At 70.9% G+C, this 14,952-nt stretch carries 13 protein-coding genes; 5 read left to right on the forward strand and 8 right to left on the reverse strand.

Features of this window, described 5'->3' with window-relative positions; all coding sequences use genetic code 11:
- Positions 1-22 precede the first annotated feature (22 nt).
- Entirely contained in the window at positions 23-790 is a 768-nt protein-coding gene (locus BN1197_RS17360) for a DUF4031 domain-containing protein (protein ID WP_176489747.1), read from the forward strand.
- A 96-nt stretch (positions 791-886) separates the two neighbouring features.
- Here BN1197_RS17360 and BN1197_RS11345 read toward each other — a convergent pair whose 3' ends face one another.
- The 8 genes from BN1197_RS11345 to BN1197_RS11380 all read right to left on the reverse strand — a co-directional run bounded on the left by BN1197_RS11345 (position 887) and on the right by BN1197_RS11380 (position 9,330).
- Positions 887-1,522, reverse strand: a complete 636-nt coding sequence (locus BN1197_RS11345) for an HD domain-containing protein (protein WP_052466556.1) — start codon at positions 1,520-1,522, stop codon at positions 887-889.
- Positions 1,519-1,824: a DUF3349 domain-containing protein gene (locus BN1197_RS11350; RefSeq protein WP_040159534.1), complete on the reverse strand. Its 306-nt coding sequence runs from the start codon at positions 1,822-1,824 to the stop codon at positions 1,519-1,521. The genes BN1197_RS11345 and BN1197_RS11350 overlap by 4 nt, the downstream gene beginning before the upstream one ends.
- Before the next feature lie 110 nt (positions 1,825-1,934).
- On the reverse strand, positions 1,935-2,306 hold the full coding sequence (locus tag BN1197_RS11355) for a DUF3349 domain-containing protein (RefSeq protein ID WP_082043821.1): 372 nt from the start codon (positions 2,304-2,306) through the stop codon (positions 1,935-1,937).
- A gap of 8 nt (positions 2,307-2,314) precedes the next feature.
- Positions 2,315-2,608, reverse strand: a complete 294-nt coding sequence (locus BN1197_RS11360; RefSeq protein ID WP_040159536.1) for a hypothetical protein — start codon at positions 2,606-2,608, stop codon at positions 2,315-2,317.
- A 14-nt stretch (positions 2,609-2,622) separates the two neighbouring features.
- The gene (locus BN1197_RS11365) at positions 2,623-3,885 is read right to left on the reverse strand and encodes an inorganic phosphate transporter (RefSeq protein ID WP_082043842.1); all 1,263 of its coding nucleotides are present in this window, start codon (positions 3,883-3,885) and stop codon (positions 2,623-2,625) included.
- A gap of 202 nt (positions 3,886-4,087) precedes the next feature.
- Entirely contained in the window at positions 4,088-6,853 is a 2,766-nt protein-coding gene (locus BN1197_RS17830) for a trypsin-like peptidase domain-containing protein (protein WP_082043822.1), read from the reverse strand.
- Positions 6,850-7,563 (reverse strand): response regulator transcription factor, encoded by a 714-nt coding sequence (locus BN1197_RS11375; protein WP_082043843.1) that lies wholly within the window; start codon positions 7,561-7,563, stop codon positions 6,850-6,852. Before BN1197_RS11375 ends, BN1197_RS17830 begins: the two co-directional genes overlap by 4 nt.
- Positions 7,564-7,665: 102 nt before the next feature.
- Positions 7,666-9,330, reverse strand: a complete 1,665-nt coding sequence (locus tag BN1197_RS11380; protein ID WP_040159540.1) for an alpha/beta hydrolase — start codon at positions 9,328-9,330, stop codon at positions 7,666-7,668.
- Between the two features lie 191 nt (positions 9,331-9,521).
- Between BN1197_RS11380 and BN1197_RS11385 the strand changes: the two genes are divergently transcribed.
- The 4 genes from BN1197_RS11385 to BN1197_RS11400 are packed head-to-tail and all read left to right on the forward strand — an operon-like array spanning position 9,522 to position 14,930.
- A complete protein-coding gene (locus tag BN1197_RS11385; RefSeq protein WP_245851901.1) occupies positions 9,522-11,087 on the forward strand; it encodes an ABC transporter substrate-binding protein in 1,566 nt (521 codons plus the stop codon).
- The gene (locus tag BN1197_RS11390; protein WP_082043823.1) at positions 11,084-12,172 is read left to right on the forward strand and encodes an ABC transporter permease; all 1,089 of its coding nucleotides are present in this window, start codon (positions 11,084-11,086) and stop codon (positions 12,170-12,172) included. Before BN1197_RS11385 ends, BN1197_RS11390 begins: the two co-directional genes overlap by 4 nt.
- Positions 12,169-12,987, forward strand: coding sequence for an ABC transporter permease (locus tag BN1197_RS11395; protein ID WP_040159542.1), 819 nt, complete (start codon positions 12,169-12,171; stop codon positions 12,985-12,987). The genes BN1197_RS11390 and BN1197_RS11395 overlap by 4 nt, the downstream gene beginning before the upstream one ends.
- Entirely contained in the window at positions 12,984-14,930 is a 1,947-nt protein-coding gene (locus BN1197_RS11400; RefSeq protein ID WP_052466558.1) for an ABC transporter ATP-binding protein, read from the forward strand. Before BN1197_RS11395 ends, BN1197_RS11400 begins: the two co-directional genes overlap by 4 nt.
- Positions 14,931-14,952 lie beyond the last annotated feature (22 nt).

Raw genomic sequence — 14,952 nt, forward strand, 5'->3', positions numbered from 1 at the left:
GAGGACCTAGGCTGACCCGGTCATGCCGATCCTCATCGACCCTCCCGTGTGGCCCTTTCGTGGCCGACTGTTCAGCCACCTGGCGAGCGACTCCTCCATCGACGAGCTGCACGAGTTCGCCGCCCGGGTGGGGTTGCATCCGCGCTCGTACGACGGGGATCACTACGACGTGCCGGACACCCGTTACGCCGAGGTCGTCGCCGCCGGGGCCCGGGAGGTGACGAACCGCGAGCTGCTCGCCGCGGTCTCGGCGGCGGGGCTGCGGTTCCGCAAACGCCGGGGGGAGCGGCCCCTCGCGAGCCTGCCCGACGCCCTGCCGTTCCTCGGCCCCGATCCGCACCGGTTCGAGCTCCTCGCCTCGCCGTGGCTCCCGCCCGAGACGACGACGTTCGCCGCGGTGGCGTTCGTCACCGACGTGCGCGGGCACATCCTGCTCGTGCACAGCCCGTCCCGGAGCGGGTGGGAGGCGCCCGGCGGGTGGCGCGAGCGCGCAGAGACCGCGGCGGACACGGCGGTTCGCGAGCTTCGTGAGGAGACCGGGGTCGTGCTCGACGCGGACGCCATGACCCCGGTGGGATACGAACGCATCCGCTTCCAGGTTCCACCGGCAGACCCCCGGCTGCACCCGACGTGTCACGTCGCCGTCCTCGCCGGCAGGGTCGACGCCCCCGGCGCCGACGGGATGGGACCCGAGGGCCGGCCGGTCGTCTGGGCCGATACCGCCGAGGCGCGACGACGATGCGACGCCGCGCCCTGGTGGCCGCTGCTCGAACGCGTTCTCGACGGGTGACTCGAGCCTCGTGCGTCGAGTGCCGCCCTCACCACGACCACGAGGCCGGCACGCCGAGCGCCCGCAGTCGTCACGCTCTCGTCGCCTCGCCTCGCCTCAGGACGCCATGTGCTCCAGTTCCGCCTCGATGTTCCGCCGGGCGCGCGGCTCCCACTCGGCGTGGGCGAGCGGGGTGCGATAGAGCCGTTCACGGCCGGCGAGATCGGTGAGGACGGTTCTTCGGCCGACAGCGAAGTCCCCGTCGCCCACGTGGGCGTACTCCCGCCGGACCTGACGCACGTACTCCGCGTACCGAATCGGGGGAGCGGCGAGGATCCACAGATCTGCGTCCATGAGCGCCATGCCCGCGAGATCGGCCTCGTCGACGCGGTGAGCGGCGGTGGCTCGCACGAGATCTGCGACGCGGTCGACGAGCGCGGCCGGTTCTCCGAGGGCGCCGAGAGTGGATCGCGCGAGGTCGGCGCTGCGGTCCTCGTTGTCGGGGCGACGGGGGTCGTACACCGCGTCGTGGAACCACAACGCCAGGCGGGCGGTGCGCGATTCGTCGGTGCCGAGCCCGAGTTCGAGCCGGAATTCGGCGAGGAGCGCGTCGAGGGCCACCAGCATCTCTCGCAGGTGTTCACGGGTGTGGTAGGCGCGCCACGGTTCGTCGTAGCGGACGAGCAGCCCCTCGGCGGCGCCGCCCAGGTCCGCGGCCGCGCGTGCCTCGAGCGTCTCGCCGTCGGAGGTCATCCTTCGCCCGAGATGTCCTCGTCGACGACGGTCCAGCCGGCAGCGCGGAGTTTCTCGGTGACGCGGACGAGCTCTGCCTCCGACGGCAGCTCGTCGGTGAGCTTGAGGTAGCCGACCGCGATGTCGATCCGGTCGGGCGGGATCAGGCCCTTCTCGACGAGCTCGTCGGCGAGTTGCCGGGCCTCCTCGTCGGAGAGTCGGCGACGCAGTAGGGCGAAGAGCGGGATGTAGTCCTGGTCGGGGATCCCCTGGGGGTATCCGGCTCGCAACCAGGCGATGACGCGTTGGAGGTGGCTGAGCATGATTCTCCTCGTCGGGGAGCCGCGCCGTTGCGACGCGCCGCCGAATGCCCGGAGGAATCGGGGCATTCGGCGGCTTCAGGATACGGCGGGTGTCGCGGTGACGCCTGTGCTCACCCGGCCTGCTGCGTCGTGTCGCCCCGGCGCGTGCCGGCGACGGCCGACGCGACTCCCGAGTCCTCGTCGGGAACGTCGGCGAAGGAGGCGAGCGGCCACCCGCCGGCGGCCAGCCGACCGGCGACGCGCCGCACGTCGCCGGTCGAGGCGTTCTGGTGCACGGTCTCGCGGATGAGGTCCGCGATGTCGTCGTGGGTGATCTCGTCGAGGTCGCTCGCCGCGAGCCGGTCGGCGATGACGCGCACCTCGGTGTCGGTCAGAGCACGGTGCAGCACACCGAAGAGGGCGACGTAGTCGCCGTGCGGCACGCCCTGCGGGTAGCCGGCGCGCAGCCAACCGATGACGCGTTCGATGATGTTCTCGGTCATGAGCTACCTCACTTCTCGACGAACGTCGGGATGATGTGCTCGAACGTGACCGTGTACCCGAAGCCCGCCGAGACGATGATCGCGATGCCGAGCGCGATCGCGGAGAGCACCACGGCCATGCAGAGGATTCCGAGCGCCCTTGCGGCCGGGTTGGGTTTGGCGGTCGTGTCGACCTCCGCACTGCCACCCGCACCCAGGGCGAGGAACTTGATGCCGAAGGCGAAGATCGCGGGCAGTCCCGCGCCGACGAGCAGGCCGATGACGAGGACCTGCCAGATCGCGTCGAAGAAGAGCTTTGCCATGTCGTGCCCCTTCCTCAGCGGGTGGTCGTGGTCGAGGCGGTCGAGTCGGCGACGGTCGCGCCGGTGGAACCGGTGGAACCGGTCGGCATGCCGTCCCAGTCCTCGTTGACGTTGTCGGCGTGGATGGGCTTGCGCCGCGAGTGCATGATCATGTAGCCCGACAGCGCCAGCAGCAGCCCGAAGATGACGAGGGTGCCGGGCAGTTCGCCGAGCGCGTGGCCGAGGAGGAACATCAGTCCTCCGACGATCGCCGCGGCCGGCAGCGTGATGCACCAGGCGAGCGCCATGCGTCCCGCGACACCCCAGCGCACCTCGGCACCCCGGCGCCCGACCCCGGTGCCGAGGATGGAACCGGTGGCGACATGGGTCGTCGACAGCGGGAACCCGAGGTGGCTCGAGGTGAGGATGACTGCCGCCGAGGAGGATTCGGCCGCCATGCCCTGCGGCGAGGAGATCTCGACCAGGCCCTTGCCCAGGGTGCGGATGATGCGCCAACCGCCGCTGTAGGTGCCGAGCGCGATAGCGAGCGCGCAGGCGATCTTCACCCAGATCGGGATGGCGTGAGTGTCGTGCCACATGTTCGCGGCGAGCAGCGCGAGCGTGATGACGCCCATCGTCTTCTGGGCGTCGTTCGTGCCGTGGGCGAGCGAGACGAGCGAGGCAGAACCGATCTGGCCCCAGCGGAAGCCCGCCTCCTTGTAGCGGTCGGCCACCTTCTCGGTGATGCGGTAGACGATCCAGGTGCCCGCCGCGGCGATCACGCCGGCGATGACCGGGGACACGAGGGCGGGAAGGATCACCTTGCCCACGACGCCGTCGAGCTTGCTGCCGTCGCCCATCCAGTTGACGCCGCCGAAACCCTGGGCGGCGATGGCCGAGCCGATGAGCCCGCCGAAGAGGGCGTGCGACGAGCTCGACGGGAGTCCGAGCAGCCACGTGAGGAGGTTCCACACGATGCCGCCGATGAGCCCGGCGAAGACGATGAGCAACAGCAGGTGCCCGTCGTTGGAAAGGAACTCGGGTCTGGGTGCCCCGCTCTTGTCCTGGATCTTGATGACGGCGTTCGTGACGGTGAGCGCGACCTCCACGGAGAGGAACGCGCCGATGAGGTTGAGGATTGCGGAGAGCAGAACCGCGGTCTTGGGCTTGAGCGCGCCCGTGGCGATGGAGGTCGCCATCGCGTTCGCGGTGTCATGGAAACCGTTGGTGAAGTCGAAGGCGAGGGCTGTGCCGACGACCAGACACAGAAGCAGGATTTGAACGTCCACGGAGAACATCATGGTCCCCGTAGGACGCTCGTCCCGACCCAGTGGTGGGCCATCACCCGGAGTTCACCTGCCACCTGCGCCGATGGTAGCCCGTTCATCTACGGGAGGTGCAAACTTCATCTCCTGCTTGCTGTCTCGTACGGTGCGCGCCACCGCGCAACCGGCCCCGGTCGCCGTGTTCGCGACCGAGGCCGGACATCGACGCGAGGCGTCAGTTGCGTCGGGCGAGGGTGACCTTGACGTCCTGTCGGGACCCGTCGCGCACGATCGTCAGCGTGGTGGCCTCGCCGACCGCGCGGGCTCGCACCTGTGCGGTGAGGGAGAGCGCGGAGTCGACCGGCTCACCGTCGATGGCGATGACCGCGTCGCCCGGCTTGAGGCCGGCCTCGGCGGCCGGGGTGCCGGCGTCGACGGAGGCGATGCCCGCCGCGCGGCGCTTGGTCGAGCCCTCGGTGGCGATGGCGTCGCGCAGCCGCACGCCGAGGAAGGAGTGGGCGACCTTGCCGGTGGAGATGAGCTGGTCGGCGACCGCCCGCGCCTCGGTCGCCGGGATGGCGAAGCCGATGCCGATGTTGCCGGACTGCTGGCCGGGTCCGTTGCCCATCGATGCGATCGCGGAGTTGATGCCCACGAGCTTGCCGGAGGCATCGACGAGCGCACCACCGGAGTTGCCGGGGTTGATGGCCGCACTCGTCTGGATGGCGTTGGTCACCACGTCGTCGGAGGGGCTGACCTGGCCGCCCCCGAAGGGGCTGTTCTGGTCGCCCCGGGACTCCTGGGTGGTCACGACCGGGCGGTTGAGCGCGCTGACGATGCCGGTGGTCACCGTGCCCGAGAGGCCGAGCGGGTTGCCGATGGCCATGACGGGCTGGCCGACCTTGAGCTGGCGGTCGTCACCGGGGGTGATGGGCCGCAGGTCGTCCGGGGCGCCCTGGAGCGCGAGCACGGCGAGGTCGGTGGTGGGGTCGCTGCCGACGATCTTGGCCTGGAACACCCGGTCGTCGGCGAGGGTGACCATGATCGACGCGTTCTGGCCGCCCGCCGAGACGACGTGGGCGTTGGTGAGGATATGGCCCTTGGCGTCGTAGACGACCCCGGAGCCCTCGCCGCCGGAGTTGCCGGACTCGACGGTGATCGAGACGACGCTCGGGGAGACGGCGGCAGCGGTGGCCGACCAGTCGGGGGCGGAGGCGTTGGCCTGGACGACCGGTGCCTGGGGTGCCTGGTTGCCCGGCGGGAGTCCGCTGTTGCGCGAGAAGGAGGCCGAGGTCCGGTTGTCGTTCTGCAGGGCGGTCATGGCGATCGCGCCGAGGGCGACGAGGAGCAGGGCGACCGCGGCGAGGACGACCCAGGCTCCGGGTCCTCGTCGGCGGGGCCGCGCCTCCCGCGGCGGGGCCCACGGGCCGTCGCCGGGGCGGGAAGGCGCTCCCGGGCCGTCGTCGTGCCAGGTGGGCTCGGGCGTGGGCCCGTGGGGCGAGCCGGGCGGGGTGGTGCTCATGGCGGCGGGGAGGTCGACGAGGAACGTCGCGCCTCCTCCGGGGGTCGCGGCGACGCCCGTGCGGCCGCCGTGGGCCTGCACGATCGCCGCGACGATGGCGAGACCGAGCCCGTGGCCGCCGGAGGGGCGACGACCGCGGGCGGGGTCGGTGCGGTAGAAGCGTTCGAAGAGGTGGGGCATGGCCTCGGGGGAGACGCCGGGGCCGTCGTCGGCGATCTCGACACGGCAGCGACCGTCCTCGGCGCCGACACCGACCGTGATGTTCGTGCCCGGTGGCGTGTGCTGGAGGGCGTTGCCGACGAGGTTGGTGACGACCTGCCGCAGGCGGGCGTCGTCGCCGTCGACGACGGCGGGGCCGAGGGGCCTGCCGCTCAGGCCGGTGAGACGCAGGCTGTGCGAGACCCCGCGGGCACGGGCGTCCTGCACCACGTCGCTCGCGACGACGGTGAGGTCGACGGGTTCGATCTGCATCGGACGCCGGTTGTCGAGCCGAGCGAGGGTGAGCAGATCCTCGACGAGCCCGCTCATGCGGGTCGCCTCTCCCTCGATGCGCTGCATCGAACTCGCCACGGCCTCCGGAGAGTTCGTCGCCCCCTGCCGGTAGAGCTCGGCGTACCCGCGGATCGTCGCGAGCGGCGTGCGCAGCTCGTGGCTGGCGTCGGTGACGAACCGGCGCATGCGGGTCTCGGAGGCCTCGCGAGCCGCGAACGACGTCTCGATCTGGCCGAGCATGACGTTGATCGAGCGCGACAGGCTGCCGACCTCGTCGTGGGCCGCATGCTCGGGCACGCGCGAGGTGAGGTCGCCGGCGGCGATCGCGGCCGCCGTGTCCTCGATGTTGCGCAGGGGGCGGAACGCGCGCCGGAACCCGAGCCAGCCGATGATGACGCACGCGGCGACGACGACGAGGCCGATCACGGTGCTCACGACGAGCATCCGCGAGAGGGTCTGCCGGACCCCTTGGAGGGAGGCGGCGACGGCGTAGGTGCCGGTGCCGTTGGCCAGGGGGCCGGCGATGACCCGCCAGTCGCCGGTGCCGTCGACCGAGCCGACGGTGAAGATGCTGCCGTCGCGGATGCGCGGATCGTCACGCGCCAGCGGTGGCACGGCCGGGCGGTCACCGTCGGCGGGCCAGAACGTGGCCTCCGGGGATCCGTCGGCCCGCATGACGACCATGGCGTACGACCGCGGGATGTCGATCCGCGACTGGTAGCGGTACTGCTCGAGCACCTTGGTGGCCACGGGCACGGCGGCGATCCGCAACTCGGCGTCGGTGCGGTCGAGCAGGTAGCTGCGCATGAGCATCGCGGTCACGGTGCTGGACAACAGCAGTGCGAGCACGAGCAGGACGACGAGCACGGCGATGAGACGCCACGTGAGCGACCACCGTCGAAAGACGTCGGTGACGCGCCGGTGCGCGGTGTCCGCGACGGCCCCGGTCGCGCTGACGGCTCGCTGCCCGAGGGCGGTCGGGCTCATGTGGTCTCGGGCGGTAGCCGCAGGACGTAACCCACGCCGCGGCGGGTGTGGATGAGCGCCGGGGCGTCGGGCTGGTCGATCTTGCGACGGAGGTAGGAGATGTAGGACTCGACGATGCCGGCCTCGCCGCGAAAGTCGTAGTCCCACACGTGGTCGAGGATCTGCGCCTTGCTCAGGACCCGATTGGGGTTGAGCAGTAGGTAGCGCAGGAGCTTGAACTCGGTGGGGGAGACGTCGATGACCCGGGTGCCGCGCCGCACCTCGTGGGAGTCCTCGTTGAGCTCGAGATCGTGGAAGCGCAGGATCGCGTCCTGGGTCTCGTCGCCACGCGTGCGCCGCAGCACGGCCCGGATGCGGGCGATGACCTCCTCGAGGCTGAACGGCTTGGTGACGTAGTCGTCGCCGCCGACGGTGAGCCCGGTGACCTTGTCGTCGACGGAGTCGCGCGCCGTGACGAAGACGACCGGCATGTGGCGGCCGTTCTCGCGCAGACGGCGCGTGACGGCGAACCCGTCCATGTCGGGGAGCATGACGTCGAGCACGATGAGATCGGGCTGCTCGGCACCGGCGACGCTGATGGCCGTCGCGCCGTCGGCAGCGGTGAAGACCTCGAACCCGGCGAAGCGGAGCGAGGTGGCCAGCAGCTCACGGATGTTGGGCTCGTCCTCGACGACGAGGAGCCGGGCTTCGGGGGTCGATGCGGTGCTCACGTCCACCAGAATGGACGCGATGTCTGAATGTTTGCTGTACGTGCGTGCCGCCACCGCGACGGGTCGCGGCGGCGGCACGCACCAGAGGTCGAGCTCGCCGGGTCAGCGCTTCCAGGTGACGGGGTGGACCTTGCCGTCACCGGGCAGGGGAGTGCCGGCGCAGGTCGTGTCCTTGGCCGGCATGGCCCCGGCGGTGAGGTAACGCGTGACCACCGTGTCGACGCACCGGTTGGACGTGAGGTAACCACCGTGGGTGCCCTGGCCGGCGACCGTGAGCAGCCGCGTGCGCGCGTTGGCGGCGTGGGCGCGGCGCGCGCCCTCGACGGGTGTGGCCGGGTCGAACTGCGTCTGCACCATGAGCTTCATCGGGCCGACGCGGCCGTCGATGCGCGGCGCGGGCTGCGCCTTGTACGGCCAGTAGGCGCAGGAGCCCATGATCATCTGGAGAGCACCGGCCGTGAGCGGGTAGGCCTTGATGTTCTTCGCGAACTCCCGCTCGTAGGAGGCCGGGGTGCGGGTGTACGGCGTGTCGTTGCAGATGATCGCGGTGCGCACCGTGAGCTCCGAGGGGTCGAAGTCGGCGAGGGACTCCATGAGGTCCTCGGGCAGCACGGGGTCGGTCTTGCCGGCCTTGCGAAGCCGCGCGTCGGTGCCCGCGACGAACTGCGCGGCGATGGGGAACAACGAGTCGTCGTACATGGTGAGGGTGAGGATCGAGTCGACCGCATCGGGCGTCAGGCCGGTGACCTTGCCCCTGCCGGCCGCGGCCCGCACCCGCTCGTAGGCGGCCTTGGTCGCGGCCGTCGTCGAGCCCGCCTTGAACGTGGCGTGGCGGCGGGCCATCCACGGCAGGAACTGGCCCTCGAAGCGGCGCTGGAAGCCCATCGGGTAGGCGGCGAAGCTCGTGCGCCAATCCCTGGTGAACTCGGTGTTCGCGTCCAGGACGACCCGGCCGAGGCTCTTGGGGTGGAGCTGCGCGTACCAGGCACCCATCCACGTGCCGCCGGAGACGCCGAACCAGTCGACGGTGGTCTTGGGGCCCGCCGTGAGCTGACGGACGAGGTCGTGGTCGGCGACGGTGTTCCTCGTCGTGATGTGCTGCAGGAGGCTGCCGTGCCGCTTGACGCACGCCTGGACGAACTTCTTCTGCCCGGCCTGGGCCGCCCGGCGCACGGCCGCGGTCGTGTCCCGGGAGTCGGCCACGCCGAGCGTGTCGGCGTCGCAGGCGAGCGGGGTGCTGCCGCCCGTCCCGCGCGGGTCGACACCGATAATCGTGTGGGTCTTGTGCAGGGTCGGTTTGGTGAGGGCGACGGCGAGCGTCATGGTGCCGGCGGCGCCACCGGGGCCGCCGGGGTTGACGAAGAGGGTGCGGGCCTTGCGGCCGGTGGCCTTGACGCGGCTGACGTGGAGGTTGATCGAGCCCTTGGAGAGGTCGGACCACGACAGCGGCGTCCTGAGGTTCGCGCACTCCACGGTGGCTCGGCCCGCGACCCGGGAGGCGAGGGCCTTGGTGGCCTTGGTGCAGTTCTTCGTGCTCCACCGCAGCTTCTGGGCGCGGTACTGCGTCATGGTCATCGACCGGGTGCGCTGGGCCGGGCCGCGGTCGTTCGTGGCCTGCAGGCCGCGCAGGTAGAGGTTGGTGTCCGTGGGCATGCCCGGTGCCGGACGCGGGTCGACGGGCGGCGCGCCGGCCGCCTCGGCCGCGGGAGCGATGGCGAGCGGCGCGACGAGCGCGACGCCCAGGGCGAGTCCGGCCTTGCGGAACATGGGGATCCCCCGATCTCGGGCGACGCCGGGAGCGCCGCGGGTGTTGGTCGCCAGACGGTAACCCGTCGTCGCCGCTCCGGTGGGCCGGTTGCGGGTGAACGTCCGGCGACGACATCCACTGGGTGACAAACGACCATGACGCTGGTCACTGGACTAGAGTCCGACTCACCGACGAACAAAGGGGTCACTTTGTGACCGTGCCCAGCCCGCATCCGCCCACCCTCACCCGACGCCGATTCGCACAACTCGGCCTCGGTGCTCTCGCGGGCATGGCACTGCCCGGGGTGGCCGCCTGCTCGGCTCCCTCCTCCGACGCCGTCAACTCTCAACTCGTCCACGGCGCCACCGGTGGCGGACTCAAGGACTCGCTCGACCCGCATTTTCCGGTGACGATCCCCGACATCGCCCGGGTGCGTCAGCTGTACGAATCGCTCTACCGCTTCACCCCCGGCTACACGATCGAGCCGGCATTGGCCGAGGAGATCACGCCCGACGCCGACGGCAGCAGCTGGACGATCCGGCTGCGCGACGGCGTGCGCTTCCACGACGGCCGCACCGTGCACGCCGAGGACGTGCGGGCCAGCCTCGCCCGGATGCTCGACCCGAAGAACCCCGCCCCGTTCCTCTCCGAACTCGCCCCGCTCGCCGATCTGCAGTCGAGCCGGGTGATGGACGCGCGTACGTTCCGCCTGGCGCTCGAGGAGCCGTACGCGATCCTCGACCAGATGCTCGCGAACTACTCGGTGGGCATCGTGCCGGCGGACTTCGACCTCGCCCACCCGATCGGTACCGGCCCCTTCAGGTTCGACATGTTCGTGCCGGGGCAGCGCAGCCGGTTCCTGCGCAACGACGATTACTGGGACCAGCAGGCCGCGTTCGACGAACTCGTCATCCTCGACTTCAGTGACGACGCGGCCAAGGTCAACGCGCTGCTCGCGGGCCAGGTGCAGACGATCGACAACCTGCCCACCTACCTCGCGGGGGCGATCGAGCAGCAGGGCAGCCACACCCTGGTCTCCGAGACCGGGGGATGGGTGCCGTTCACGATCCGCGTCGACGTCAAACCGTTCACCGACGTGCGCGTGCGCAACGCACTGCGGCTCATCGCCGACCGCGCGCAGATGATCGACCAGGCCCTCGGCGGTTACGGGCGGCTCGCCAACGACCTGTACGCGCCCTTCGACCCCGCCTACATCGGCGGCGACGTGCCGCAGCGCGAACAGGACATCGATCAGGCGAAGTCGCTGCTCAAGGCCGCCGGCGCCGAGGACCTGCAGATCGAGCTCGTCACCTCCACCGGCGTGGGCACCGGCAGCGTCGAGGCCGCCAACCTCTTCGCCCAGCACGCCCGCAAGGCGGGGGTGCAGGTACGGGTCAAGAAGGTCGACCCGAGCGTCTTCTACGGCGACCAGTACCTCTCGTGGGTGTTCGCGCAGGACTTCTGGAACACCCGGCTCTACCTGCCGCAGGCGGCGAGCTGCGCGATGCCCAAGTCGCCGTACAACGAGACGCACTTCGCCGACGAGAAGTACATCGGGCTCGTCCGGGCCGCGTTCCGTGAGATGGACGAGGAGCGCCGCAACACCCTGGTGCAGGACGCGCAGCGCATCGAGTACGAGAGTGGTGGCTACCTCATCTGGGCCTTTCAGAACCAGGTCGACGCGTACGGGCCGTTCATCACCGGGGTCGAGCCCGCGCGCGAGCAGCCCGTCTCGGCGTTCCGCTTCAACACCTTCCGTCCCGTGGAGAGACGATGAGCGACACCGGCGCGCGACCACCCACGACGAGCCGGGCCGCAGACGCCCTCGGTGTCGAGCTCGCTCCCGCCGAGGCGGGGGATCGTCCCGCGCGCCGCACGCGTGCCCGGACGGCGGGCAGGGCCTGGACGTCGTGGCTCCTGCGACGCGTGGGGCTCGCGGTGCTCACGCTGTTCGTCGTCTCGCTCATCGTCTTCTTCGCCACCTCGGCGCTCGGAGACCCGGTGCGCGCGATCCTCGGCAAGGACTACGCGGTGAGCCCGGAGCGGGTCGCGGCGATCAGCGCCACCCTGCATCTCGATCAACCCCTGTGGCAGCGCTACCTCATCTGGCTCGGTGGGCTGCTGCGCGGCGATCTCGGCACGTCGGTCGCGAGCAACCTGCCGGTGAGCGAGCTCATCGGCACACGCGTGCTCAACAGTGCGTTCCTCGTGCTGCTCGTCGCGATCGCCATGATCCCGCTGTCGCTGCTCGGAGCGCTGTTCTGCGCGAGCCGGCGCGGGCGGGCGGCCGACTCCGTCGTCCAGGTGATCGCCCTCGCCCTCGCGGGCGTCCCGGAGTTCGTCACCGGCATCCTGCTCGTCGCGGTGTTCTCCACGACGGTGTTCCACCTGTTCCCGGCCGTGACCGTCCTTCCGGTCGGAGTGATGCCGTGGCAGAGCCCGATGTCGCTCGTGCTGCCGGTCGCGACGCTCGTGCTCGCGATCACCCCCTACCTCGTGCGCATCCTGCGCTCGACGATGCTCGAGGCGCTCGACTCCGACTACGCCGAGCTCGCCCGGCTCAAGGGGGTGCCCGAGGGCCGGGTGCTGCGCCACCACGTGCTCCCCAACACCGTCGTGCCGACGGTGCAGGTCACGGCCCTCCAGCTCGGATGGCTCGTCGGCGGCATCGTGCTCATCGAGTACCTCTTCAACTACCCGGGCATCGGGGCGATGCTCGTGGACTCGGTGCGCAACTCCGACTTCCCGATGGTGCAGGCACTGACGATGATCATCGCCGCCGCGTACGTGCTCGTGAACCTCGCCGCCGACGTGCTCTCGATCTTGCTGCTGCCGCGGGCGCGAACGGGGATGACGGCATGAGCCGGGCGGCGGGGGTGCTGCGCGACCCCAGGATCCTCATCGGCGGCGTGCTCACGCTGCTCGTCGTGCTCCTCGCGCTGGTCGGGCCGTGGATCGCGCCGTACGGCGAGCAGCAGATCGTCGGTCGGCCGTTCACGATGTCGGGCTCGTTCCTCGGCACCGACTACCTCGGGCAGGACGTGTGGAGCCGGCTGTTGTACGGCGGTCGGTCGGTCCTGCTCATCTCGGTGCTCGCCACCGTGCTCGGCGTGGTCGGCGGCATGATCGCCGGGGTCGTCGCGGCGTACGCGGGCGGGTGGATCGACGAGGTCGTCATGCGTCTCGGCGACGTGCTCCTCGCGTTCCCCCAGATCCTGCTGGCCCTCGTCGTGCTCTCGGCGGTGTCGCAGCCGACGTGGTGGATGATCGTCGTCCTCGTCGCCCTCGCGCACGTTCCCCGGGTGGCCCGGGTGACCCGCGGCGTCGCGCTCACCTACGTCGGCCGCGACTTCGTCGCCGCCGCCGAGGCGATGGGGGAGTCACGCCTGCGCATCGCGATCTTCGAGCTCGGTCCCAACCTCGTCGTGCCGTTGCTCGCCGAGGCCGGGCTGCGGCTCACGTACTCGATCGGCATGGTCGCCGGCATCGGGTTCCTCGGATTCGCCACCGACCCGGGCGCGGCGGACTGGGGGCAGATGACCAACGAGAACCGCCTCGCGCTGCTCGTCCAACCCTGGGGGATCCTCGCGCCGGTCATCGTCATCGCGGTGTTCACGATCGGTACGAACCTCATCGCCGACGGCATCGGCGAACGCGCCGCCAAGGGGACGTCATGACCGGCACGCCGATCGACACATCGACCCGCCCCCAGGGCATCGAGCCCGTCTGCGTCGTCTCCGGACTCGCGATCGGACTCACCGGCAGCGGCGCCGACGTCGTCGACGGGTTCGATCTCACGCTCGTCCCGGGTGAGATCGTCGGGCTCGTCGGCGAATCCGGTTCGGGCAAGACGACCTCCGGCACGGCGTTGCTCGGGTACGCCCGCCCCGGCGCGCAGATCACCGGCGGCGACATCGACATCGCGGGCCACGACGTGCGAGAGCTCGACGCCGCGGCCGTGCGCAGGATCCGTGGGGTCGACATCGGTTACGTCCCGCAGGACCCGAGCTCGGCCCTCAACCCGGCCCACCGCATCGGGGCGCAACTGCGCGAGCTGCTCGACCTGAACGACCTCGGCACCGCCGCCGAGCGCGAGGCCGCGATCCGCGCGATCCTCCCCGAGGTCGGTCTGCCGAACGACGATGAGTTCCTGCGCCGCTACCCCCACCAACTCTCCGGCGGGCAGGTGCAACGCGTCGCGTTGGCGATGGTGTTCCTGCCTCGGCCCAAGGTGCTCGTGCTCGACGAGCCGACGACCGGCCTCGACGTGACGACGCAGGGGATGGTGCTCGCCACCCTCGCCGACCTCTGCCACCGCTACGAGGTGGCCGCGCTCTACGTCACCCACGACCTCGCGGTCGTCTCCTCGATCGCCGACCGGGTCGCGGTGATGTACGCCGGGCGCATCGTCGAACGGGGGCCCGCCCGAGCGATCTTCGAGGCGCCTTCGCACCCGTACACGCGAGCGTTGCTGCGGGCGATCCCGCGGCTCCACGCCCCCGTACGGCTCGAGGGCATCGCGGGTCGCACGCCGCCACCGGGCTCGCGGCCGTCGGGGTGCCGGTTCCACGACCGGTGCGAGTTCGCGATCGACGAGTGCGCCCGGGTCGATCCACCGCCCGTCGTCGTCGGCCCCGACCACGAGTCGGCGTGCCTGCGCACCGACGCCCTGCCGACGTGGGATCCGCGCGACCGCATCGCGTACGACACCGACCCGACGGCGAAGCGCGACATCGTGCTCGCGGTGCGCGACCTCGACGTGCACTACGGCAGCACGCACGTCGTGCACGACGTCGCATTCGACGTCGCGGTGCGCGAGGTCGTCGCCCTCGTCGGCGAGTCCGGTTCGGGCAAGACGACGATCTCGCGATGCGTCGCCGGGCTGCACGACCAGTGGGACGGCGAGATCGCCTACCGGGGGCAGCGGCTCGTCACCGGGGTTCGTCGGCGGACGCGCGAGCAGCGACGGTGCGTGCAGTACGTGTTCCAGAATCCGTACGGCTCGCTCAACCCACGGCGCACCGTCGAGCAGATCCTCACCCGCCCGCTCGAGATCTTCGGCATCGCCCACGGTCGCGACGCGCGGGAACGGGTCGCAGAACTGCTCGACGCCGTGCAACTGCGTGAGTCGACCATGCGGCTGCGCGCCGGCGGCCTGTCCGGCGGCGAGCGTCAACGGGTCGCGATCGCGCGGGCGCTCGCCGCACAACCCGAAGTGCTCGTGTGCGACGAGATCACCTCGGCGCTCGACGTGTCGATCCAGGCGTCGATCGTCGACCTCCTCACCCGCATCAAGAACGAACGCGGCCTCGCGATGCTCTTCGTCACCCACGACCTGCCGCTCGTGCGCACGATCGCCGATCGCGTGCTCGTCCTGCGCGACGGCCGCGTCGTCGAATCCGGGCTCACCGCACAGGTTCTCGATCATCCGCGGGAGGAGTACACCCAGGCCCTGCTCGCCAACACCCCCACGCTGGCCGACGACGTCGAGGCCGGGCGGGACCGGGACGCGGCAGGTGCGTCGACGACTCGGGCGGCCGGCGCGCGCGGGGTGTCCTCGGGCTCGGACTCCGTGATCGGGCGGCTGCTGCGCCGCATTCGTCCGACCCGTCGGGGTTGAGCGGGGTCAGGCCGTTCGACCG

Source organism: Mobilicoccus massiliensis, assembly GCF_000826525.2.
In the GTDB taxonomy this organism is placed as follows: Bacteria; Actinomycetota; Actinomycetes; order Actinomycetales; family Dermatophilaceae; genus Mobilicoccus; species Mobilicoccus massiliensis.